This window comes from uncultured Treponema sp., from assembly GCF_945873775.1.
Taxonomy (GTDB): domain Bacteria; phylum Spirochaetota; class Spirochaetia; order Treponematales; family Treponemataceae; genus Treponema_D.
In genome coordinates this window covers 95281-114147 of the sequence record NZ_CAMCEC010000005.1, presented here as the reverse complement: position 1 = coordinate 114147, position 18867 = coordinate 95281, and the positions used below count along the sequence as shown (strand labels likewise).

Here is an 18867-nt window from a genome sequence, read left to right as displayed (position 1 = left end):
CATTATTGATGACAAAATTCAAAAATTTGTTGACAACTCGATATAAATTTTATTATCTTTTTCATCAGATAGGAAAATGAAATGAGCAAAGAAAAACATCATCACCACGAGGAACACAAGCACGAAGAGCATGAAAATGTTCAGAATGCCGTAGCTCAGGAGAATGAAAAAAAGGAAAATGCGGAAGTTCAGGAAGAAAAAACTCTTTCCGCAGAAGAAAAAATTGCAGAGCTTGAAAAGCAGATTGACGAGCTAAAAAAAGATAACGCTGACTTAAAAGATCAGGTTTTGCGCCGTGCTGCTGATTTTGACAACTACAGAAAAAGAGCGATTCAGGAAAAACAGGAAGCCTTTGATTTTGCAAACACAAATTTGCTAAAGGATCTTCTTGAAAGCCTTGATAACTTTGACCGCACTGTTGAAGCCGCGGCTACTGCCACAGATCCAAAATCTATTGCGGATGGCGTTACAATGATAAACAAAAGCCTCATCAGTATGCTTGAGAACAAATATAATCTTGTTGCTTACGGCGTTGCAGGCGATGCTTTTGACCCGGATATTCATGAAGCTATTGGTTCTTCTCAAGATCCAGTCGCTTCTCCTGTACTGAAAGTTGTTTATCTTAAAGGATACAAACTCAAGGACAGAGTTATTCGCCATGCAAAAGTAATGGTGAGCATGCCGGACGGAACTGTAAATCCGCCGTCAGAAGAGAAGAAAGAAACTGAAGAGCAGAAATAGTTTCTTCAGACAAAATAAATTGAATATAAAAAGAGGTAAATATTATGGGTAAGATTATTGGAATTGACTTGGGAACAACAAATTCTTGCGTCGCTGTAATGGAAAACGGCGAGCCTGTTGTAATCCAGAACTCAGAAGGCGGACGCACAACACCTTCAATCGTTGGTTTTACTGCAAAAGGAGACCGCATTGTTGGTCTTCCTGCAAAGAACCAGATGGTTACAAATCCAAAAAACACAATTTATTCTATTAAACGTTTTATCGGACACCGCTACAATGAGCTTTCAGGCGAAGCAAAACTTGTTCCATACACTGTAAAAGACCACGGTGAAGATGTCCGTGTTGAAGTTGAAGAAAACGGAGCAAAAAAGGAATACAGTCCTCAGGAAATTTCAGCATTTATTCTTCAGAAAATGAAGAAGACTGCGGAAGATTACCTTGGCGAAACAGTTACAGAGGCTGTAATTACAGTTCCGGCTTACTTTAACGATGCGCAGCGTCAGGCTACAAAAGATGCCGGAAAAATCGCAGGTCTTGATGTAAAACGCATTATCAACGAGCCTACAGCCGCTTCTTTGGCATTCGGATTCAACAAGGATCAGAAGCAGGAAAAAACAATCGCTGTATACGACCTTGGCGGCGGTACATTTGATATTTCAATTCTTGAGCTTGGCGACGGCGTTTTCGAGGTAAAATCTACAAACGGAAACACTCACCTTGGTGGAGACGACTGGGACCGCTGTGTTGTAAACTGGCTTATTGAGCAGTTCAAGGCTGATACTGGAATTGATCTTTCAAAAGACAGCATGGCTTTGCAGAGACTTCGTGAAGCTGCTGAAAATGCAAAGATTTCTCTTTCAAACCAGACAACAACAGAAATCAACTTGCCGTTTATTACAGCTGATGCCACAGGTCCAAAGCACTTGCAGAAAACTTTGACACGCGCGCAGTTTGAGCAGATGACAGACCATCTGTTTGAAGCTACACGCGAGCCTTGTATGAAGGCTATGAAAGATGCTGAAATTACGCCAGATAAGATTGACGAAGTTCTTCTTGTCGGCGGTTCAAGCCGTATGCCAAAAGTTCAGGAAATTGTAAAGTCAATTTTCGGAAAAGAAGGAAGCCGTGCTGTTAACCCGGATGAAGCAGTTGCAATCGGAGCTGCAATTCAGGGCGGTGTTCTTGCTGGCGATGTAAAAGATGTTCTTTTGCTTGATGTAACTCCTCTTTCTTTGGGAATTGAAACAATGGGCGGCGTATTTACACGTCTTATCAACCGTAACACAACAATTCCTACAAAGAAGAGCCAGGTTTTCTCCACAGCGGCGGACAATCAGACTGCTGTAAGCATCCATGTTCTTCAGGGTGAGCGCGAAATGGCAGCCCAGAACAGAACTTTGGGCAACTTTGACCTTACAGGAATTCCTGCGGCTCCACGTGGTGTTCCTCAGATTGAAGTTACATTCGATATTGATGCGAACGGAATTGTCCATGTAAGCGCAAAGGATATGGGAACAGGCAAAGAGCAGCATATTCAGATTACTTCTTCAAGCGGACTTTCTGAAGAGGAAATCAACCGCATGGTAAAAGATGCCGAGGCAAATGCTGATGCTGACAAAAAGAAAAGAGAGGCAATTGATGCAAAGAACGAAGCTGACAGCCTTGTTTATGCAACTGAAAAATCTCTCAAGGATATAGGCGACAAGATTTCTGCTGATGAAAAGTCAAAGATTGAAGCTGCCATGAACGAGCTTAAAGAAGCTCTTAAAGGCGACAATATCGATGACATCAAGGCTAAGTCTGAAAACTTGAAGCAGGCTTCTTACAAGATGGCTGAAGAGCTTTACAAGTCTCAGGCTGCACAGCAACAGCAGGGCGCGGCAGGAGCACAGAGCGCTTCAAATCCAAATCCTGATGAAGGAAAAGATGGAAATGCTTCTGGATTCAAAGGCGCAAACAACGCTGATGACGTTGAGTACGAAGTAAAAAACTAAAATCTAATCTAAAGTAAGAGAAACGGGGTTGCCTTGAAAGAAATTTCGGGGCAACCTCGATTTTATAGGAAGACATTATGTCTGCAAAACGTGATTATTACGAAGTTTTAGGCGTTGACAAAAGCGCGGATAAGGACGCAATAAAAAAAGCTTATAGAAAACTTGCCATTCAGTATCATCCAGACCGCAATCCGGGTGATAAAACTGCGGAAGAAAAATTCAAGGAAGCGACAGAAGCTTATGAAGTTCTAAGCGATGACCAGAAACGTCCGATTTATGACCAGTATGGTTTTGCCGGTTTGGAAGGAATGGGCGGCGGAGGCGCTGGCGGTGGATATAGCCATGCTTTCCACGACTTTAGCGATTTGTTTGGCGGCTCTGGCGGTTTCAGCGATATTTTTGAAAATCTATTTGGCGGCGGTTTCAGCTTTGGCGGTGGTTCAGGCGGAAGAAGCAGAGGCAACAATGACGGCGCGAGCTTGCGTTACGATTTGCATATTGATTTTAAAGAGGCAGTTTATGGCTGCAAAAAAGATATAACTTTCCGGCGGGATGAACAGTGTCCTGACTGCCACGGAACAGGCGGAGCTGCAGGTTCTTCTGTAAAGACTTGTCCTAGCTGCGGCGGAAGAGGTCAGGTTGGAAGAAGTTCCGGATTCTTTGTGGTTCAGCAGACTTGTCCTACTTGCCGTGGAAAGGGAACTGTAATCGACAAACCTTGCGCTTCTTGCCACGGAACTGGAGTTTTTGCAAAGTCAACAACAATGAGCGTAAAAATTCCTGCTGGCGTAGAAAACGGAAGACGTCTTTCTATCCACGGAATGGGAAACGCCGGAACAAATGGCGGTGCTGCCGGAGATCTTATAATAGTTGTAAATGTAAGATCTGACAGATATTTTGAGCGCGACGGGCATGATTTGTATTGCGCAGTTCCAATAAGCATATCACAGGCAGTTTTGGGAGCTAGCATAGAAATCAAGAATCTTGACGGAAAAACTTTGTCTATAAAAGTTCCAGCAGGAACTCAGCATGGAAAATTCCTCCGCGTGCGTGATGAAGGTGTTCCAGTTGAAGGCTCTTCAAGAAAAGGCGATCTTTATGTAAAGATTATGGTTCAGATTCCTTCAAAACTTTCCCGTCAGCAGATTGCCGCGATGGAATCCTTTGCTGCATTGGAAAAGCCAACGTCTTCGCCAGACCTTTTGACAAGAGAGTCCTTAGGCTGATAAACAAACTGCCATTCTTTGGCTTAAAAAATGTCAAGGGATGTCCAATAAGTTCTAAATGTCATTGTCGTACTTGATACGACAATCTTTAAATGATTGTAATATATGCATTTAGATTTCTAACCGAGTTTGCTGCACAAACATCGCAGGGGCAAGCCCGAAAATGACATAAAAGATACTTGCGGGACATCTCCTCTGTTTTTGCGCATTTCCAAGTTTCATATAATTTTTTCTTAAATTTCTGCCGATAGTATGATATACTGTTGTATAAACCCAAGAGCGAGGTGCAGAAATGTATAAGACTAAAAGACATGCCGTTTTAATTGCAACGGGAGCCATTTTTCTTGTAATTTTAGCTTTCTTAGTTTCAGCCGTTTCTCCTGCTGTAAAAAATGCGCGTGAAAATGTTATATTCTTTGCCTTTATAACATCTTCTGTTGTTTTTTCAATTATTTATGTTGTTGTTACACGTGCAAAAAACGGTATTCTTAACATAATCCGAAACAAGGCGCTTTTTACAAAGGAAACCGGCATTTTAAGTGAATTCATTGACAAAATCCGTTTCTGCTATTCGCTGGATGATTTTTACGAGGCGATTTCTTCAGTTCTTGAAGTTAAAGGCGACTGTTCTGTTCTTTTTATTGACCGTGAAAAAGACTATGTTCTTTACAACAGCCCGGACAGAATTTCCTGCTCTGAATCTGTAATGGATGCGCTCAGGCTTAATTATCCTGTTACTTGGGGTGAAGGCTATTTCTTTATGGGAAATGAATTCGGCATTGTAACAAAGCAGAGCCAGGCACGTGGTTTTATTCTTTCAAATAATAAAAAGCATCTTTACGTTTTCTGCCGCTACACAAAACTTTTTGATTCTGAAATTTACAAGCTTCTTTATGATGAATTCGCGCGTTTTCAGGCCAGGGCACTTACAATCAGCAATTTGTCTGAAATTTCTTCGCTTTCAAGGGAATGGAAACAGCTTGCGGACACACAAAAGTCGTTCTTGCCGCTGAATATGCCTAAAATTGACAAGCTTTCCGTTGCGGCATATTACCGTCCGCTTGTAAATGTTTCTGGAGACTATTATTCAGTTCTTCCGATTTCGCCGACAAAAACGCTTCTTATGCTTGGAGACGTTTCTGGAAAAGGTCTTGCAGCCGCGCTGGTCATGGGACTTGTTATGAACACTGTAAAAATTCTTGGAGACAAGGAAAATCTTCCTGCCATGATCAAGGCTGTTGACAAGGCGATTAAAGGCATGAAGCTTCAGGATAAGTACACGGTTCTTTTTATTGGAATTGTTGACACTGAAAAAATGACAATCCGCTATGTAAACGCTTCCATGTCTGACCCGCTGATTATTACAAATTCTCCGTCCGGCTATAGAATCAAGCCTTTGACTTCTAACTGCTCGCTCGTTGGAATTATTGACATTGACGATGTTCAGGTTGATGAGCAGCGTTTGTTCCGCGATGATGTTATCCTTATGGCTTCCGACGGTGTTTCTGAAGTTATGAATGACGAAGGCGTGGAGCTTGGAGACACAGAGCTTTATCAAAAGACAATTAAAAAGAGCGCGTCTAAGTCGCCAAAAGAATTCATTGATGATGTTGTAAATCTTATTATGGACTACAACGGTGGAAAAAAACTCAGGGACGACGTTACAATGATGGTCGCCAAGGTCGAGAGGTAGAAAATGATTTTTGCTGTTATAAATATTATTATCTGCGCTATTCTTGTTTATATTTCATTTAGCATTGATAAAAATGTAAAGGGAAATTCTTCAAACGCAAGCCTTGTAAACTTGTTTTTGTTCTTGGGTGTTATATTTTTATTTATGGCGATTACAATTATACTCTGTCTGGACAATTCAGTGCAACATACTTTGCTTTCCAATCCAGATGGAACGCAGTCGCTTCATGTTGAGCTTCATAACTCATTTCCAGCAGCCTTGCTTTCAGGTAGATTCACTTACCTGATGATGGGCTGGTTTTCTATGTGTTCCTGCAGCTATATGCTTGTTTTCCCGGATTATAAAAAATACAAGGCTGTTACGTTTTTTCAGGTTTTGCTTTTTATTCTTGCCGTTTACATGGTTTTCTTTGCTCCGAACGCATTTACTTCGGTTTCGCTTGCAAAAGGAAACTTCCTGCGCATTTCTTCTGGAATCGTATTTAAAGGAAAACTGAGCGGCGCATTCAATGTTTCATGGCTTACTTTGTATAATTTCATTTACAGAGTTGTGATTCCGGCATTTGTTTGCGTGATGGTTATTGTCCGCGCAGAAAACACAAGTTCAAAACTCAAGCAGCAGAATATGCTTCAGAATGTGTTTGGAATTATGCTTTCCTGGGCAGTTTTCTGGTACATGAATCTTTGCTCTGAAATTCAGCCTGTTCTTAACAATTTTGCTCCGATTGGATTTATTCCGGGAATGTATTTCTTTGCCCGCTCAAATGACAATGACGAAATTGTTGACGCTAGAATTCTTTTGATGGGCTTTGTGCGCCTTTTGATTGGATTTATTGCGCCGATGCTTATTTCCGCAGTGTTCTTTATTTTGCTTCTTCCGATTTCAAATGTGAACATTCATATTTTTGAGCTTTTGATTTATGTTGCGATTGCGTTTGTTTTCTTTGTGTTTATGCTTTTCCGCAGAAAGTTCAGGAATTCCGAGCTTTTCAGAAACAAAATGTATTCGGAAGATTTCGAGCGCGACATAACTTCAATTGATTTCAGCCTTGAAGCGAACGAAATTACAGGAAGCGTTTTCAATGTTTTCAAAAAATATGTCGGCTCTTCTTCAATGAGAATTCTTATTGATGACGGCGTTGGAAACATGAGCTGCATTTATTCTTCTGACGGCGACAAAAGTTTTTCTACTCCGATTGACCAGTCAGTTGCGGATGTTCTTTTGAACAACCATCATCAGATTGTTTTCCGCGAATTTGCCCAGACCAACAATTCCGTTGCCTCTGTAAGAAGCAAAATTCTTGGAGTAATGGACAGCACAAATTCAGATGCTATGATTATGCTGAACGAAGGACGCCAGTTTATCGGCTTGATTCTTCTTGGCAAAAAAATCAGTGGGAACATTTATTCTGAATACGATTACGAAGTCTTTAACAAATTCTATTCAAATTTCTTCGTTGTAGGATATTACGTAAAGAATATCATGAACGAAGCCGTTGTTGGAACTGTAAACCGCGAAATCAGAATGTCCGGGCAGATTATTACTTCCATTCAGGAAAACATGGATTTAATAAAAAGCAAGAAAATTGACGCTGGCTATCTTATGGTTCCGGCTCACAACATCGGCGGTGAATTTGTTGACATGATCCGCCTTACAGATACGCGGCACATTTTTGTAATTGGAGCTTTAAGCGGAAAAGGAATCGCGGCTTCAATGGGAATGGTTATCTTGAAGTCCATTATCAGAACTTTCCTTTCTGAAACTACAGACTTTAAGCTGCTTGTTGCAAAAGTGAATACATTTATCCGTGAAAATCTTCCAAAGGGAACTTTCTTTGCCGGAACTTTTGGAATTCTTGATTTCAACACAGACACAATGTATTATATCAACTGCGGAATTCCAGCGTTGCTTGTATACACTCGCGCCTATAACAATGTTATTGAAGTTCAGGGCGAAGGACATATTCTTGGATTCGTAAAAGATGTTGCTCCGTACATAAAAGTAAAGAAAGTCAAACTTTCCGAAGGCGACATTGTTATGATTGTAACGGACGGAATTATTGATACAAAGTCTTTGCGTGGCGACATTTTCGGAAAAACAAGAACACAGAATGCTCTTATGGAAAATTCCGGCTATCCTGCTGAAAAAATGGCAAAGTTCACTTACGATGCTCTTGTTGAATTTACTTCAAAGGAACTTGAAAACGACATTACGATGCTTGTTATGAAATATTTGGGAAATCAGGCTGCTCAAGCTTAAGATTTTTATAAAAAGATTTTTAAAAGAGGCAAAAAATGGATCAGCTTGCGCTTAAAGAAAAAATTGGTGTTAACTATATGCTGCTTGAACTTACAGGCTCTTTGAATTCGTACACGATTACTGAGCTTCAGGAAAAGCTTTTTGAATATATTGTTGACACGAATGTTGTGCTTGATTCAAGCCAGATTACACAAGTTGACTCTTCTGGCGTTGGAGTTATTCTTGCTGGGCACAATGACGCAGAAAGTTCTGGAACAAAGCTTTTTATAATGAATCCTTCCGAGCCGATAAAACGTGCCTTGGAGCGGACTGGATTTTTTGATATGTTCCATATAATTCACTCAGTTACTGAGGTTTCTGATGACTAAAAAAATGCTTTTGGCGGCTTTTGCAGTTGCCGGGATTTTTTGTTTTGCCGGTTGCTGCAAAAAAGTTTACGCAGAGCCTTCTAAGCCGGTTGTAAAAATTCCATCTGCGGAAGAAGAAAAATTCAACAGAGTTTTTCAGAAAATGTCTGGCAGGGCAAAAGAAGCCATTTGTGTTACAGAAGAAAACAAGACGGAATTTATAAAAGACCTTTATGCGATTCTTGAAGAGGAAAAAACATTCCGCCCGGATGATAAAAGCCTTTTCTTCTTAATTGACAAAAAGCACAGCGCGTCTTCATCTTATGCGCCGAAAGATTTGATTTCTCTGGAAAAAAACAGCCTTTTTGACTTGAACAAAGCCGGAATGAAAATCCGCCCGGAAGCTTATTCTGCTTTAAAAGAAATGGCGCAAGCCGCATTAAATGACGGAATCAGGCTTTTGGTGAGTTCTGTTTACCGCTCTTATTCTTATCAGGAAAATCTTTTTAATTACTGGGTAAGCGTAGACGGACTTGAAGAAGCTGAACGTGAAAGCGCGCGTCCTGGAACAAGCCAGCATCAGCTTGGAACTGCAGTTGACTTTGGCTCTATTTCTGATGACTTTGACAAGACGCAGATGGGTCAGTGGGTCTATAAAAATGCCGCGGATTACGGCTGGTCGCTTTCATTTCCAAAAGGCTATGAAGATGTTACCAGCTACCGTTGGGAATGCTGGCACTTCCGCTACATAGGAAAAAATGCCTGCCGTTTTCAACAGAAGTGGTTCGGCGGAATCCAGCAGTTCATGCTTGAATTTATAGACTGCTGGAAAAACACACTTTAAATTTTTACGCCCAAGAGTTCTGCTACTTCTTCCGCTGTGGTAAACTGGATTGCGTGTATTCCAATTGAAGCGGCGGCTTCGCAGTTGTCCTTTCTGTCGTCAATGAACACAGCGTCTTTTGCAGGAACGTTTTCCGCCTCAAGGATTATTTTCCAGAAGTTTGTGTCCGGCTTGGAAACTCCCATGTTGCATGAGCTGTAAGTTTGGTCAAAAATTGCATAGTCGCCACGCTCGAGGTGGTTAAAATAATGCGCAGAAACTGTGTTTGTTCCGCACACAACTCTGTTTCCTTCTGAACGCAAAGTTTTTACAATTGCCACAGTTTTTTCATTTCTTACAGGATGAAAAAGCCACCTGAACCAGTCTGTTTTTACTGCAATTCCGCTTCTCTTTGAAAATTCCGCCCAAAATTCGTTTGTGTCGATTATTCCGTCGGAGCAAAGGCTGAACAATCCTAGGCTTTCAAGCTGGCCTTTGTTCGCGCCGTCTGTTTTTTTTCCGCAGATTCTTTCAAATTCTTCAACTGAAATTCCAAGAACCTTGCACAATTTGTCATCTAAAACCGCGGAATTTGTTACAACTCCGCCCATGTCGAAAATATAAAGCATTTTTCCTCCAAATGAAAAATATATTTTAGGTCAAATGTCATTCTCGTGCTATGGCCTGATAATGACATTAAATTACAAAACTTGAAAATTGTCCCCCTTATTCTGAAAATATTTTTTTTAAGTCGCAGAAGTTTTCAAGTTTTTCTATATATTTTGAAGCTTTTCCGAATCCGTAGGAAGTCCAGATAAAAGGAATTCCCGCCTGCCTGCAAGCGTCCGCGTCTCCTTGCGTGTCGCCAATGTAAACTGCGGAACTCATTCCGTTCCTTGCCATCAGAATCTGAATGTTTTCCGCTTTGGATTTTCCTGTGCGCCCGAAGCATTCGTAGTCCTTTATGAAAGGCGAAAGTCCCGTTTTTTCCATTGTCAGCTCAATGTATCCGTTTTGGCAGTTGCTTACAATATAAAAATTTTTCGAGGAAGAAAGTTCTTTTATTGTTTCAATTACGCCGGGATATGTTATGTCGAATGTATTTTCCCGGATTGCAATCTGTTCTTCCGTGCAGCAGTAAGACATTAGCTTGCTTTGTTCCGCCTTGTCTAGTTCCGGCCATAAGTCGCTTGCGATTGTGTCCATTGTTTTTCCGAATTCCTGCTGAAGAATCTGAGCGTTTACTTTTTTTGCCTTTAGCCCGGACATTTCAATTGCCTTGTTCCAGGCGACCGCGACAATTCCAGTTGTATTCCAGATTGTGCCGTCTATGTCCAGAATGATTCCGTTAAAACCGCTGTTTTTCATATTTATATTATAGCGAATTTCATGTTGCATAAAAAGTGTGTCTTTTAGTTTTAAATATAGTTTTGCTGCTCTAAAGATAACAATAATTATTATTGAAACGTTTCTACAAAAATTGATTTTTTTTGCTTTTTTTTTGTTGCAAAACAAAAATTCTGATTTATAATAAAAATCACCTTAGAAAGAAAAAAGGTTTATGCATTACTAATGAAGGAGGCAATTGCATGAAAAAGTTAGTAGCTACAGTTTTGGGAGTAGCATTGGTTGCGTCAGTAGCAACATCAGCACCTTGGGGAAAGAAGAAGGCTAAAGGTAAGACAACTGGCGGAAAAGTATTGAACATCGCTGTTTGGAACGATGAATTCCCAGCACGTTTCGAAAAATACTACAAATCAAAAGTTCCAGCTGGTGTAAAAGTAAACTTTATCCAGACTCCAAACCAGGGAAACGCTTATCAGAATAAGCTTGATGAAGCTCTTCTTGCACAGAACTCAGTTGCAGCAGATGAAAAGATTGATATGTTCCTTGTTGAAGCTGACTATGCATTGAAGTATGTTGACACACCATATACTCTCGATGTAGTTAAAGACATCGGTCTTACAAAGGCTGACTTGGCCAACCAGTTCAAGTATACAAAAGACATCATGACAGACTCTAAAGGAGTTCTCAAAGGTGTTTCTTGGCAGGCTTGTCCGGCTGGATTTATCTATCGCCGCTCAATCGCAAAAGCTGTTCTTGGAACAGACGATCCAGCAAAAGTACAGGAAGCTCTTGCTAACTGGGACAAATTTGACTCAGTTGCTGCAAAAGCAAAAGCAAAAGGATACTTCATGCTTTCTGGATTTGATGATGCATTCCGTGTATTCTCTGACAACGTAAAGACAAAATGGGTTGTAGGAAACAAAATCAAAGTTGATCCGATGATCCAGCGCTGGGTTGACATGACAAAGACATACACAGACAAGGGATACAACAACAAAGCTAACCTTTGGTCAGCAGAAAGCTTCCAGGGTGCAAAGAAAGACGGAAAAGTATTCGGATACTTCGGACCAGCTTGGTTCATTGACTTCTGTCTTGCTCCTAACACTCTCGATGATCCTGCAAAGGGAAATGTTGCTGGAAACGGTTCTTATGGCGACTGGGCATTCTGCAAAGGACCTATGGGATTCTCATGGGGTGGAACTTGGATTTGCGGTGCAGCAGGTTCAGACAATGTTGACTTGATCAAAGACATCATGCTCACACTTACTTGCGAAAAAGACACAATGGTTCGCATTGCTACAGAAATGGGCGACTTCACAAACAACGCTCCTGCTATGCGCGAAGTTGCAGCATCTGACTACCAGAACCCATTCTTGGGCGGACAGAACCACATGGCAGTATTCATCGATTCTGCTGATTCTATCGACAAGAGCTGCATGTCTATGTACGACCAGGGTATGACAGAAAAACTTATGGCTGCTATGGCTGACTACTACAACGGAAAAGTTTCACAGGATCAGGCTTGGAACAACTTCTATACTTCTGTTATCGAACTTTATCCAAACTTGTCTAAATAATTGATGTAATTCTTATCACTGAAACCATGGATTCATGGTTTCAGTCTCAAGGTTGCAGAAAGAAAGTGCCGCCTTTTTTTGAGGTGGCATTTTTTTTACCCGCTTTTTTCAATAGAAATACTTCCCTCTATGATGTGTTGCTATTATTTCTGAGAGGATTTAATGAAAAATAATGTTAAAAAAAGTGCAAATAGAAAGCATACCATCCAGTATGATAATTGGGGATATGTTTTTATTGCGCCATTCTTTGTAATTTATATTATATTTTCGCTCATTCCGCTTTTGACAACTTTTATTTTCAGCTTCTTTGAGTATTACCGTGTAGGACTTCTTACTGTTGGACCTACTTTTATTGGTTTGGAAAATTTCAAGGCGATATTTACCGCTGGCGACAGTTTGGGAAAATATTTCCTTAATACACTTATAATGTGGGTCATGGGATTTGTTCCGCAGATTATAATATCTTTGCTTCTTGCTGTTTGGTTTACAAACACAGAACTTAACCTAAAAGGGCAGGGATTCTTTAAGACAGTTATTTATATGCCTAACTTGATTATGGCGGCGACATTCGCAATGCTGTTCTTTACTTTGTTCTCGCCTAATGGTCCTGTAAACGGCATGATCCGCTCTATTGTTGACAAGACAAATGAAACAGCTATTGGTCTTGGTGCGGCTGAACCGATGAAGCCAATCTACTTCTTTACTTCTACCGCTTGGACTAGAACTTTGGTTGCTGCAATGAACTTCCTTATGTGGTATGGAAACACAACAATTTTGCTTATGGCTGGCGTTATGGGAATTGATAACAGCCTCTTTGAAGCAGCCCGCATAGACGGAGCTTCTCCTTCTCAGGTGTTCTTCAAAGTTACAATGCCATTGCTTCTTCCGATTTTTGTTTATGTTTTCATTACTTCTTTGATTGGTGGTATTCAGATGTTCGATGTTCCGCAGATTTTGACAAATGCTGCTGGTACTCCAGACAGAACCACAATGACAATTATTATGAAGCTTAACAATCATCTTCAGAGCAAGAACTACGGACCTGCAGGAGCTATTTCTGTACTTCTGTTTGCAGTTACTGGTGTTTTGAGCGGACTTGTTTATAAGATTACTATGAGCAAGTACCAGAATAAAAGATAGGAGATAATTTTATGGAGAAATTAAAAAGTCAGGCAAAAATGCTTTCTACCAGAAGATTTATCTGCTATGCAGTTCTGGTTCTTTTGGCGATTCTTTCATTGTTTCCATTCTATATTATGGTTATCAATGCAACTCGCTCGCATCCGCAGATTCAGAGTGGATTCTCTGCTATCCCTGGAACTCAGCTTTGGCTTCATATCAAGCAGTTTTTAAAGAGTGAACGCTGGTTTGATGTTGTTGCAGGTCAGCAGGTTGAACGCAAGGTTTACGGAACAAGCTATCCTATTTTCCGTGGACTTGGAAACAGCTTCCTTGTTGCTCTTTTTACAGCTGCGTTTACAACTTACTTTAGCGCAATGACAGCTTATGGAATTTATATGTACAACTTCAAAGGCAAAAAGAGCGCATTTAAGTTCATCATGGCTGTTATGATGGTTCCAACACAGGTTTCTACACTTGGATTCTTGCAGTTGATTACAAAGCTTGGAATTATGAATTCTTATATTCCGCTTGTTATCCCTGCTATTGCGGCTCCTGTTGTTTTCTTCTATATGTATCAGTCAATGGAAGCAACTTTGCCTTATTCAATTGTTGAAGCTGCCCGCGTAGACGGAAGCAATGAGTTCTATACATTCAATGCGATTGTTTGTCCTATGCTCAAACCTGCGTTTGCAGTTCAGGCAATCTTTGCATTCGTTACTTCATGGAACAACTACTTTATTCCAGCTCTCGTAATCAGCGACAAAAAGCTTTGGACAGTTCCGATTGTTATTGCCAATGCTCGTTCTGCTGACTACATGATGTTTGACTTGGGTGTTAACTATACACTTATGACTGTTGCTATTCTTCCTTTGATTGTGATTTACTTCTTCCTTTCAAGATATATCATTGGCGGTGTAACTGCTGGTGGTGTAAAAGAGTAGGGCTTTCATTCACAAAACTTATGCCGGATTGCACTTGCAGTCCGGTTTTTTTTATTCCAAAGTCATATTCTTAATTGCCCAGTTACTGAATATATTGTATATTATCTGATATAGCAAAATTTCTACTTGAGGTAAAAATGAACGACAAAAAAGATGATGACAAAAAGCAGACTGAAAATGATCCTTATGATTTTTTCAAGCTTTCTATAGACAATGAGAAGGGGGACAAAAAGCTTTCTGGAAATGGTCCTCAGAAAGGTCCGCCTTTTTGGACAATACTTTTGGTTCTTGCCGGTGTTCTTATAGCTGTGAACATGATGTTTTCTTCCAAGCCCACTGATTTAATTGATTTTTCTGAATTTAGGAATCTTATAGATCAGGGGCAGATTGTCCGTGTTGAGCTTGGTGAAAATTATTTTACAGGCTATACTTCACATTCTGCCGGCACTTCACAGCCTTCACGCTTTGGCTTTATGGGAATGCCTCTTGGAACTGAAAGTGGCGGTGTCTACCGGACTTCTGGCGTTCTTATGGAAGGTTTTATTGAATTCCTTGATGAAAAAGGCGTGGACTACAAATTTGTAACGCGGCAAAACAATTATCTTATTCAGCTTTTGCTTAATCTTGTGATTCCGTTTGGCTTTATTTTCTTAATGTATTTCTTTATTTTCAGAAAAATGGGCGGCGGAATTGGTGGAATGGGCTCTATTCTTGGCGGCGGCGGAAGATCAAAGGCTGTTGATGAAGGAAAGGTAAAGACTCGTTTTCAGGATGTGGCTGGCGTTGACGAAGCTAAAGAAGAATTGATGGAACTTGTTGATTTTTTGAAACAGCCTAAAAAATATACCGATATAGGCGGAAAAATTCCAAAAGGCGCTTTGCTTGTAGGACCTCCGGGAACTGGAAAAACTTTGCTTGCGCGTGCTGTTGCAGGTGAAGCTGGTGTTCCGTTTTTTAGAATTTCTGGTTCTGATTTTGTTGAAATGTTTGTTGGCGTTGGCGCAAGCCGTGTCCGTGATTTGTTCCGTGCTGCCCGTGAAAAAGCTCCGTGCATTATTTTTATTGATGAACTTGACGCTATAGGCAAAAGCCGTGTAAATAATCTTGGCGGAAACGATGAGCGTGAGCAGACACTGAATCAGCTTTTGGTTGAAATGGACGGATTCGACAATGAGAAGGGGCTTATAATTCTTGCTGCTACAAACCGCCCTGATATTCTGGATCCTGCGCTTTTGCGTCCTGGACGATTTGACCGTCAGATTGTAGTGGACAAGCCGGATGTAAAAGGCCGTGAAGAAATTCTTAGGCTTCATGCAAAGAATGTAAAAATAGATCCAAGTGTTGATTTTTCCGCAGTTGCCCATGCTACAAGCGGATTTGCTGGCGCAGATTTGGCCAACATTGTAAACGAAGCGGCTCTTCTTGCTGTTCGTGCTGGAAGAAAAGTTGTTCTTATGGATGATTTTGACGAAGCCATAGAAAAAACTTTGGTTGGCCTTAAAAAGAAGTCTCGTGTTGTAAAAGAAAATGAACGCAAGATTGTGGCTTACCATGAAACTGGTCATGCTCTTGTGGCGGCGTTTACTCCGGGAAGCGATCCTGTTCACAAGATAACAATTATTCCGCGCGGAATGGGCGCTTTGGGCTATACTTTGCAGCGTTCAGAGGACGACCAGTTCTTGTACAGCAAAAAAGAGCTTATGGGGCAAGTTGATGTTCTTTTGGGCGGACGTGCGGCTGAACAGATAATTTTTGGTGAAATAAGCACAGGCGCTTCAAATGACATTAGCCGTGCAACAGATATTATCAAGCGCATGATTACAGATTATGGCATGAGTGAAAAATTCAAGAACGTTACTCTTGGAAAAAGTGGAAGAGGCTATGGAACTCAGGAGCCTGAGCTTGTTCGCGAATTTTCAGAGGACACACAGAAATATGTGGACGAAGAAATTGCCCGTGTTATGGAAGAACGTTATCAGTTCGTTCTGAAGACTTTGAAAAAACACGGAAATCTTCTTGAATACATTGCGCAGCGTCTTCTTGAAAAAGAAACAATGGAAGGCAAGGAATTCCAAGAAATTATAAAGGCTGAAGATCATTGCAATGAGCTTGAAGCAACTGCAGTAAAAAATTCTTCGGAAGAAAAACCGAAACGCGCAAGAAAACCTCGTGCTAAAAAAGACGCAACTGAAGAAAAATAATTTCATTAAGCTCTGGTAATTTGCCAGGGCTTTTTTTTTAGAAAAGTTAAATAGAAAGTTGGCTTTCCTTAATTTTCTCCGAGTGTAAAGCCGTAATAATTGTGTCCGGGAAATACTTTTGTGTCGTCTGGAAGTTCTGTGTAAATTCTGTTCAGGCTGTGTTTCATGTCTGCATCGCTTCCGCTGAAAAGATCTGTGCGTCCCCAGGAACGGTGAAAAACAGTGTCGCCGCTTATAAGAAGTTTTTCATTTTGATTGTATAGGCAGCAAGAGCCTTTTGTGTGTCCGGGCGTATGCAGGATTTTCCAGTTTTCAAGGAGCGGAATATTCTGTATGTATGAAGAAAGCGTTGTATTGTCAGAAACTAAAAAGTCTGGTTCTGGAAGATTTGAAACAAAAGGCAAAAACTCAAGGAAATTCATTGGCTCAAGCGAAATTCTTTGCAAAATTTCACTTCCGTTTCCTATAAAGTGAGCGTCGTTTGAATGAATGAGGATTTTTATATCGGGAAATTTCTGCTTTATTGTATTCAGTCCTGCCACATGGTCAAAATGTCCGTGGGTTAAAAATATAACTTTTGGAACAAGACCATTTTCCTTCAGATAAGAGAAAAACTTATCCTCGTCATTTGAGAATTTGCAGCAGGCTGGATCTACAATTAATGCGTCAGAACCTTCCAAGTTTACAATGTAAGTGTTAACGCTGAAAGGTCCTGTTTGAATTGCATGAATCAATATGCTTCACCGTTTCCAAAGTGAGATTTTACTTGGCCGTCATCAGTTGTTTCTGAATACGGTTTGTCTTCAACTGGCGCATTGTCCATTGAAGCTGCGAATGCGCTCTGTTCTGCTGCAATCTTCGCCTCTTCTGTATTTGCTGATGTGTCTGCGTGTGCGTCATTTACAACATTTGTAGGTATTGTATCTTCTGAAATTGCAGGTTCTGTTGAAGCCTGTTCTGCATTTCCAGAAGCTTCATTTTCGTCCTTTTTGCGCGAATAGCTTACGCTTAATTTTCTTCCGCGGTATTCATATTCGTTCAATGCTTTGATTGTCTTGTCGCAGTCTTCCGCAAAGAGAGTTATAAAAGAATAGTTTGAAAGAACTCTGATTTCTCCAATGCGTGAGCGTTCAAGACCTGCAACGCTTACGAGAAGTCCAACTAAATCTCTTGGGAAAACTCCGCGGCTTCTTCCAACGCTTATAAAAATTGTGTCTGCAACAGAAGGATCGATTGTTACACGTGGAGATTTTTCTGCGCGTTCCTTGCGTTCTTCTGAATTTCTTTCTGACTGGCGGCTTTCATTTCTTGAAAAACGTTCATTTCTGTCTGAACGTCCGAACTTTTCTGTTTTTTCTGTGCGGTTGAAACGGTTGCTCTTGAAGCCCGAATTTGCATTTTTAATGAGCAATGCTACTACATAACTTCTGCGTGAAAAAGGAACATTCTTTTTGAAAAGCTTTTTAATCTGCTTTAATGTTTCAATTTCTGCATTGCTTGCTTTTTCCACGCGGTTTACTGCATCTGCCAAAAATGATGCGATGTTTTCTTCGTTCAATTTAAAACCTTCACGGTTATTGTTGTATGCCATAATCAAACTCCTGTAACTAACTAAGGCTCTTTTCTGAATTTGCCGCTGCATGGCTTTTCAGAATAAAAAATTAATCTTTTAATAAATCTACAACATAGCCGGATCCTAGCTTTTCAAAAGAAAATTGGCTTAATAAATGCTCCATGGATTCCGGAATAATTGTATTTGAAAATAAAACCCACTGAATTCCGCTGCTTTTTGCTTTTTCCAGACATTTTTGGAAAAGTTCTTTTCCTATGCCTAAGCCACGGTAATTCTGAAAGACAAAAAAATCAGTAACTACAGCTGTTCTTTTTGCCGAGGACAGACAAGATGAAAATAAAACACAGCCCAAAAATTCTTTTAAATGGGAATAGCAAACAAAACCATACTTATTCTCATTTTTAGAAAAAGCCGACTGGTAACGCCACATTGCAGCAATGGAAATTCCAATCTCGCCTTCAAAGCTGTTCTTATATTCTTCTGCCATTATTTCAACTGCACGATCAACGCATTCCTTGTCCCTGTCGGAATCGTATTTCTTGAACTCAAAATCATTCCGAACAAGATCTTCAGTTTCATCTGCGGAATCTTCTTCAAGAAGTTCAAGTCCCCAAGTCTCGCGCAAGTCATTGTACCATTCGTTGATTTTAGAAAGCATTGTCTTTGTTTTGAATGCAAACCATCTTTTTTCAACATCTGGATACGCTTTTAGAATATTCTTAAAATTTCTGAACACCCCCCGTCTGCTTTGCAAGCATCTTTTTAATTCATTCCTCGCTAAAGGTGAACGGCAGTTTTCTGAAAAGGCTTCCATAAGATCAAAACCGTCATCGCTTGTCCAGTTTGGCAAGGAATAGACTTTGTTTTCATCTATTTTTAAGTCTTCTGCCGGATTGTCAAAGTTCTTTGCAACGCTTACAACCTTACTTTCCGCAGCATTGAAAACGCTTTGTGAATTCTGGTCTTCCATGGCAAATATAATGTCATTTTTAATGGAATCTGTAAGCTCGAATGTCATTTTGA

The 18867-nt window shown here is 40.4% G+C and carries 16 protein-coding genes; 11 read left to right on the top strand and 5 right to left on the bottom strand.

From position 1 onward, the window contains the following. Nucleotides 1–81 precede the first annotated feature (81 nt). From Q0N70_RS04210 to Q0N70_RS04180, 7 genes are all read left to right on the top strand, one after another. Nucleotides 82–741 carry a nucleotide exchange factor GrpE gene (locus Q0N70_RS04210; protein WP_294014166.1) on the top strand — a complete coding sequence of 220 codons (660 nt, stop codon included), beginning with the start codon at nt 82–84 and terminating at the stop codon, nt 739–741. 44 nt (nt 742–785) lie between these two features. Continuing rightward, nucleotides 786–2735, top strand: coding sequence for a molecular chaperone DnaK (dnaK, locus tag Q0N70_RS04205; RefSeq protein ID WP_294014164.1), 1950 nt, complete (start codon nt 786–788; stop codon nt 2733–2735). A gap of 77 nt (nt 2736–2812) precedes the next feature. Then, nucleotides 2813–3961: a molecular chaperone DnaJ gene (gene dnaJ / locus Q0N70_RS04200; protein ID WP_294014162.1), complete on the top strand. Its 1149-nt coding sequence runs from the start codon at nt 2813–2815 to the stop codon at nt 3959–3961. Between the two features lie 292 nt (nt 3962–4253). Next, complete coding sequence (locus tag Q0N70_RS04195) at nt 4254–5654, top strand: SpoIIE family protein phosphatase (RefSeq protein WP_294014160.1); 1401 nt, start codon at nt 4254–4256, stop codon at nt 5652–5654. Between the two features lie 3 nt (nt 5655–5657). Then, nucleotides 5658–7913 carry a PP2C family protein-serine/threonine phosphatase gene (locus Q0N70_RS04190; RefSeq protein ID WP_294014158.1) on the top strand — a complete coding sequence of 752 codons (2256 nt, stop codon included), beginning with the start codon at nt 5658–5660 and terminating at the stop codon, nt 7911–7913. 35 nt (nt 7914–7948) lie between these two features. Beyond that, a complete protein-coding gene (locus Q0N70_RS04185; protein WP_294014156.1) occupies nt 7949–8281 on the top strand; it encodes an STAS domain-containing protein in 333 nt (110 codons plus the stop codon). Then, on the top strand, nt 8274–9104 hold the full coding sequence (locus Q0N70_RS04180) for a M15 family metallopeptidase (protein WP_294014154.1): 831 nt from the start codon (nt 8274–8276) through the stop codon (nt 9102–9104). The genes Q0N70_RS04185 and Q0N70_RS04180 overlap by 8 nt, the downstream gene beginning before the upstream one ends. Here Q0N70_RS04180 and Q0N70_RS04175 read toward each other — a convergent pair. Beyond that, nucleotides 9101–9712, bottom strand: coding sequence for an HAD family phosphatase (locus Q0N70_RS04175; RefSeq protein WP_294014152.1), 612 nt, complete (start codon nt 9710–9712; stop codon nt 9101–9103). The genes Q0N70_RS04180 and Q0N70_RS04175 overlap by 4 nt on opposite strands. 97 nt (nt 9713–9809) lie before the next feature. Continuing rightward, the gene (locus tag Q0N70_RS04170; protein ID WP_294014150.1) at nt 9810–10451 is read right to left on the bottom strand and encodes an HAD family hydrolase; all 642 of its coding nucleotides are present in this window, start codon (nt 10449–10451) and stop codon (nt 9810–9812) included. A gap of 221 nt (nt 10452–10672) precedes the next feature. Here Q0N70_RS04170 and Q0N70_RS04165 point away from each other — a divergent pair, with 221 nt between their 5' ends. The 4 genes from Q0N70_RS04165 (at nt 10673) to ftsH (ending at nt 16271) form a co-directional block, all read left to right on the top strand. Beyond that, on the top strand, nt 10673–12007 hold the full coding sequence (locus Q0N70_RS04165) for a carbohydrate ABC transporter substrate-binding protein (protein ID WP_294014148.1): 1335 nt from the start codon (nt 10673–10675) through the stop codon (nt 12005–12007). Nucleotides 12008–12169: 162 nt separating this feature from the next. Continuing rightward, the gene (locus tag Q0N70_RS04160) at nt 12170–13147 is read left to right on the top strand and encodes a carbohydrate ABC transporter permease (protein ID WP_294014146.1); all 978 of its coding nucleotides are present in this window, start codon (nt 12170–12172) and stop codon (nt 13145–13147) included. An 11-nt stretch (nt 13148–13158) separates the two neighbouring features. After that, on the top strand, nt 13159–14070 hold the full coding sequence (locus Q0N70_RS04155) for a carbohydrate ABC transporter permease (RefSeq protein WP_294014144.1): 912 nt from the start codon (nt 13159–13161) through the stop codon (nt 14068–14070). 137 nt (nt 14071–14207) lie between these two features. Continuing rightward, on the top strand, nt 14208–16271 hold the full coding sequence (gene ftsH, locus Q0N70_RS04150) for an ATP-dependent zinc metalloprotease FtsH (RefSeq protein WP_294014143.1): 2064 nt from the start codon (nt 14208–14210) through the stop codon (nt 16269–16271). A gap of 68 nt (nt 16272–16339) precedes the next feature. Here ftsH and Q0N70_RS04145 read toward each other — a convergent pair whose 3' ends face one another. The 3 genes from Q0N70_RS04145 to Q0N70_RS04135 form a co-directional block, all read right to left on the bottom strand. Beyond that, nucleotides 16340–17005 (bottom strand): MBL fold metallo-hydrolase, encoded by a 666-nt coding sequence (locus tag Q0N70_RS04145; RefSeq protein WP_294014142.1) that lies wholly within the window; start codon nt 17003–17005, stop codon nt 16340–16342. Beyond that, the gene (locus Q0N70_RS04140; protein WP_294014141.1) at nt 17002–17862 is read right to left on the bottom strand and encodes a DbpA RNA binding domain-containing protein; all 861 of its coding nucleotides are present in this window, start codon (nt 17860–17862) and stop codon (nt 17002–17004) included. The genes Q0N70_RS04145 and Q0N70_RS04140 overlap by 4 nt, the downstream gene beginning before the upstream one ends. Nucleotides 17863–17932: 70 nt before the next feature. Then, nucleotides 17933–18862, bottom strand: coding sequence for a GNAT family N-acetyltransferase (locus tag Q0N70_RS04135; protein WP_294014139.1), 930 nt, complete (start codon nt 18860–18862; stop codon nt 17933–17935). Nucleotides 18863–18867: the final 5 nt, after the last annotated feature.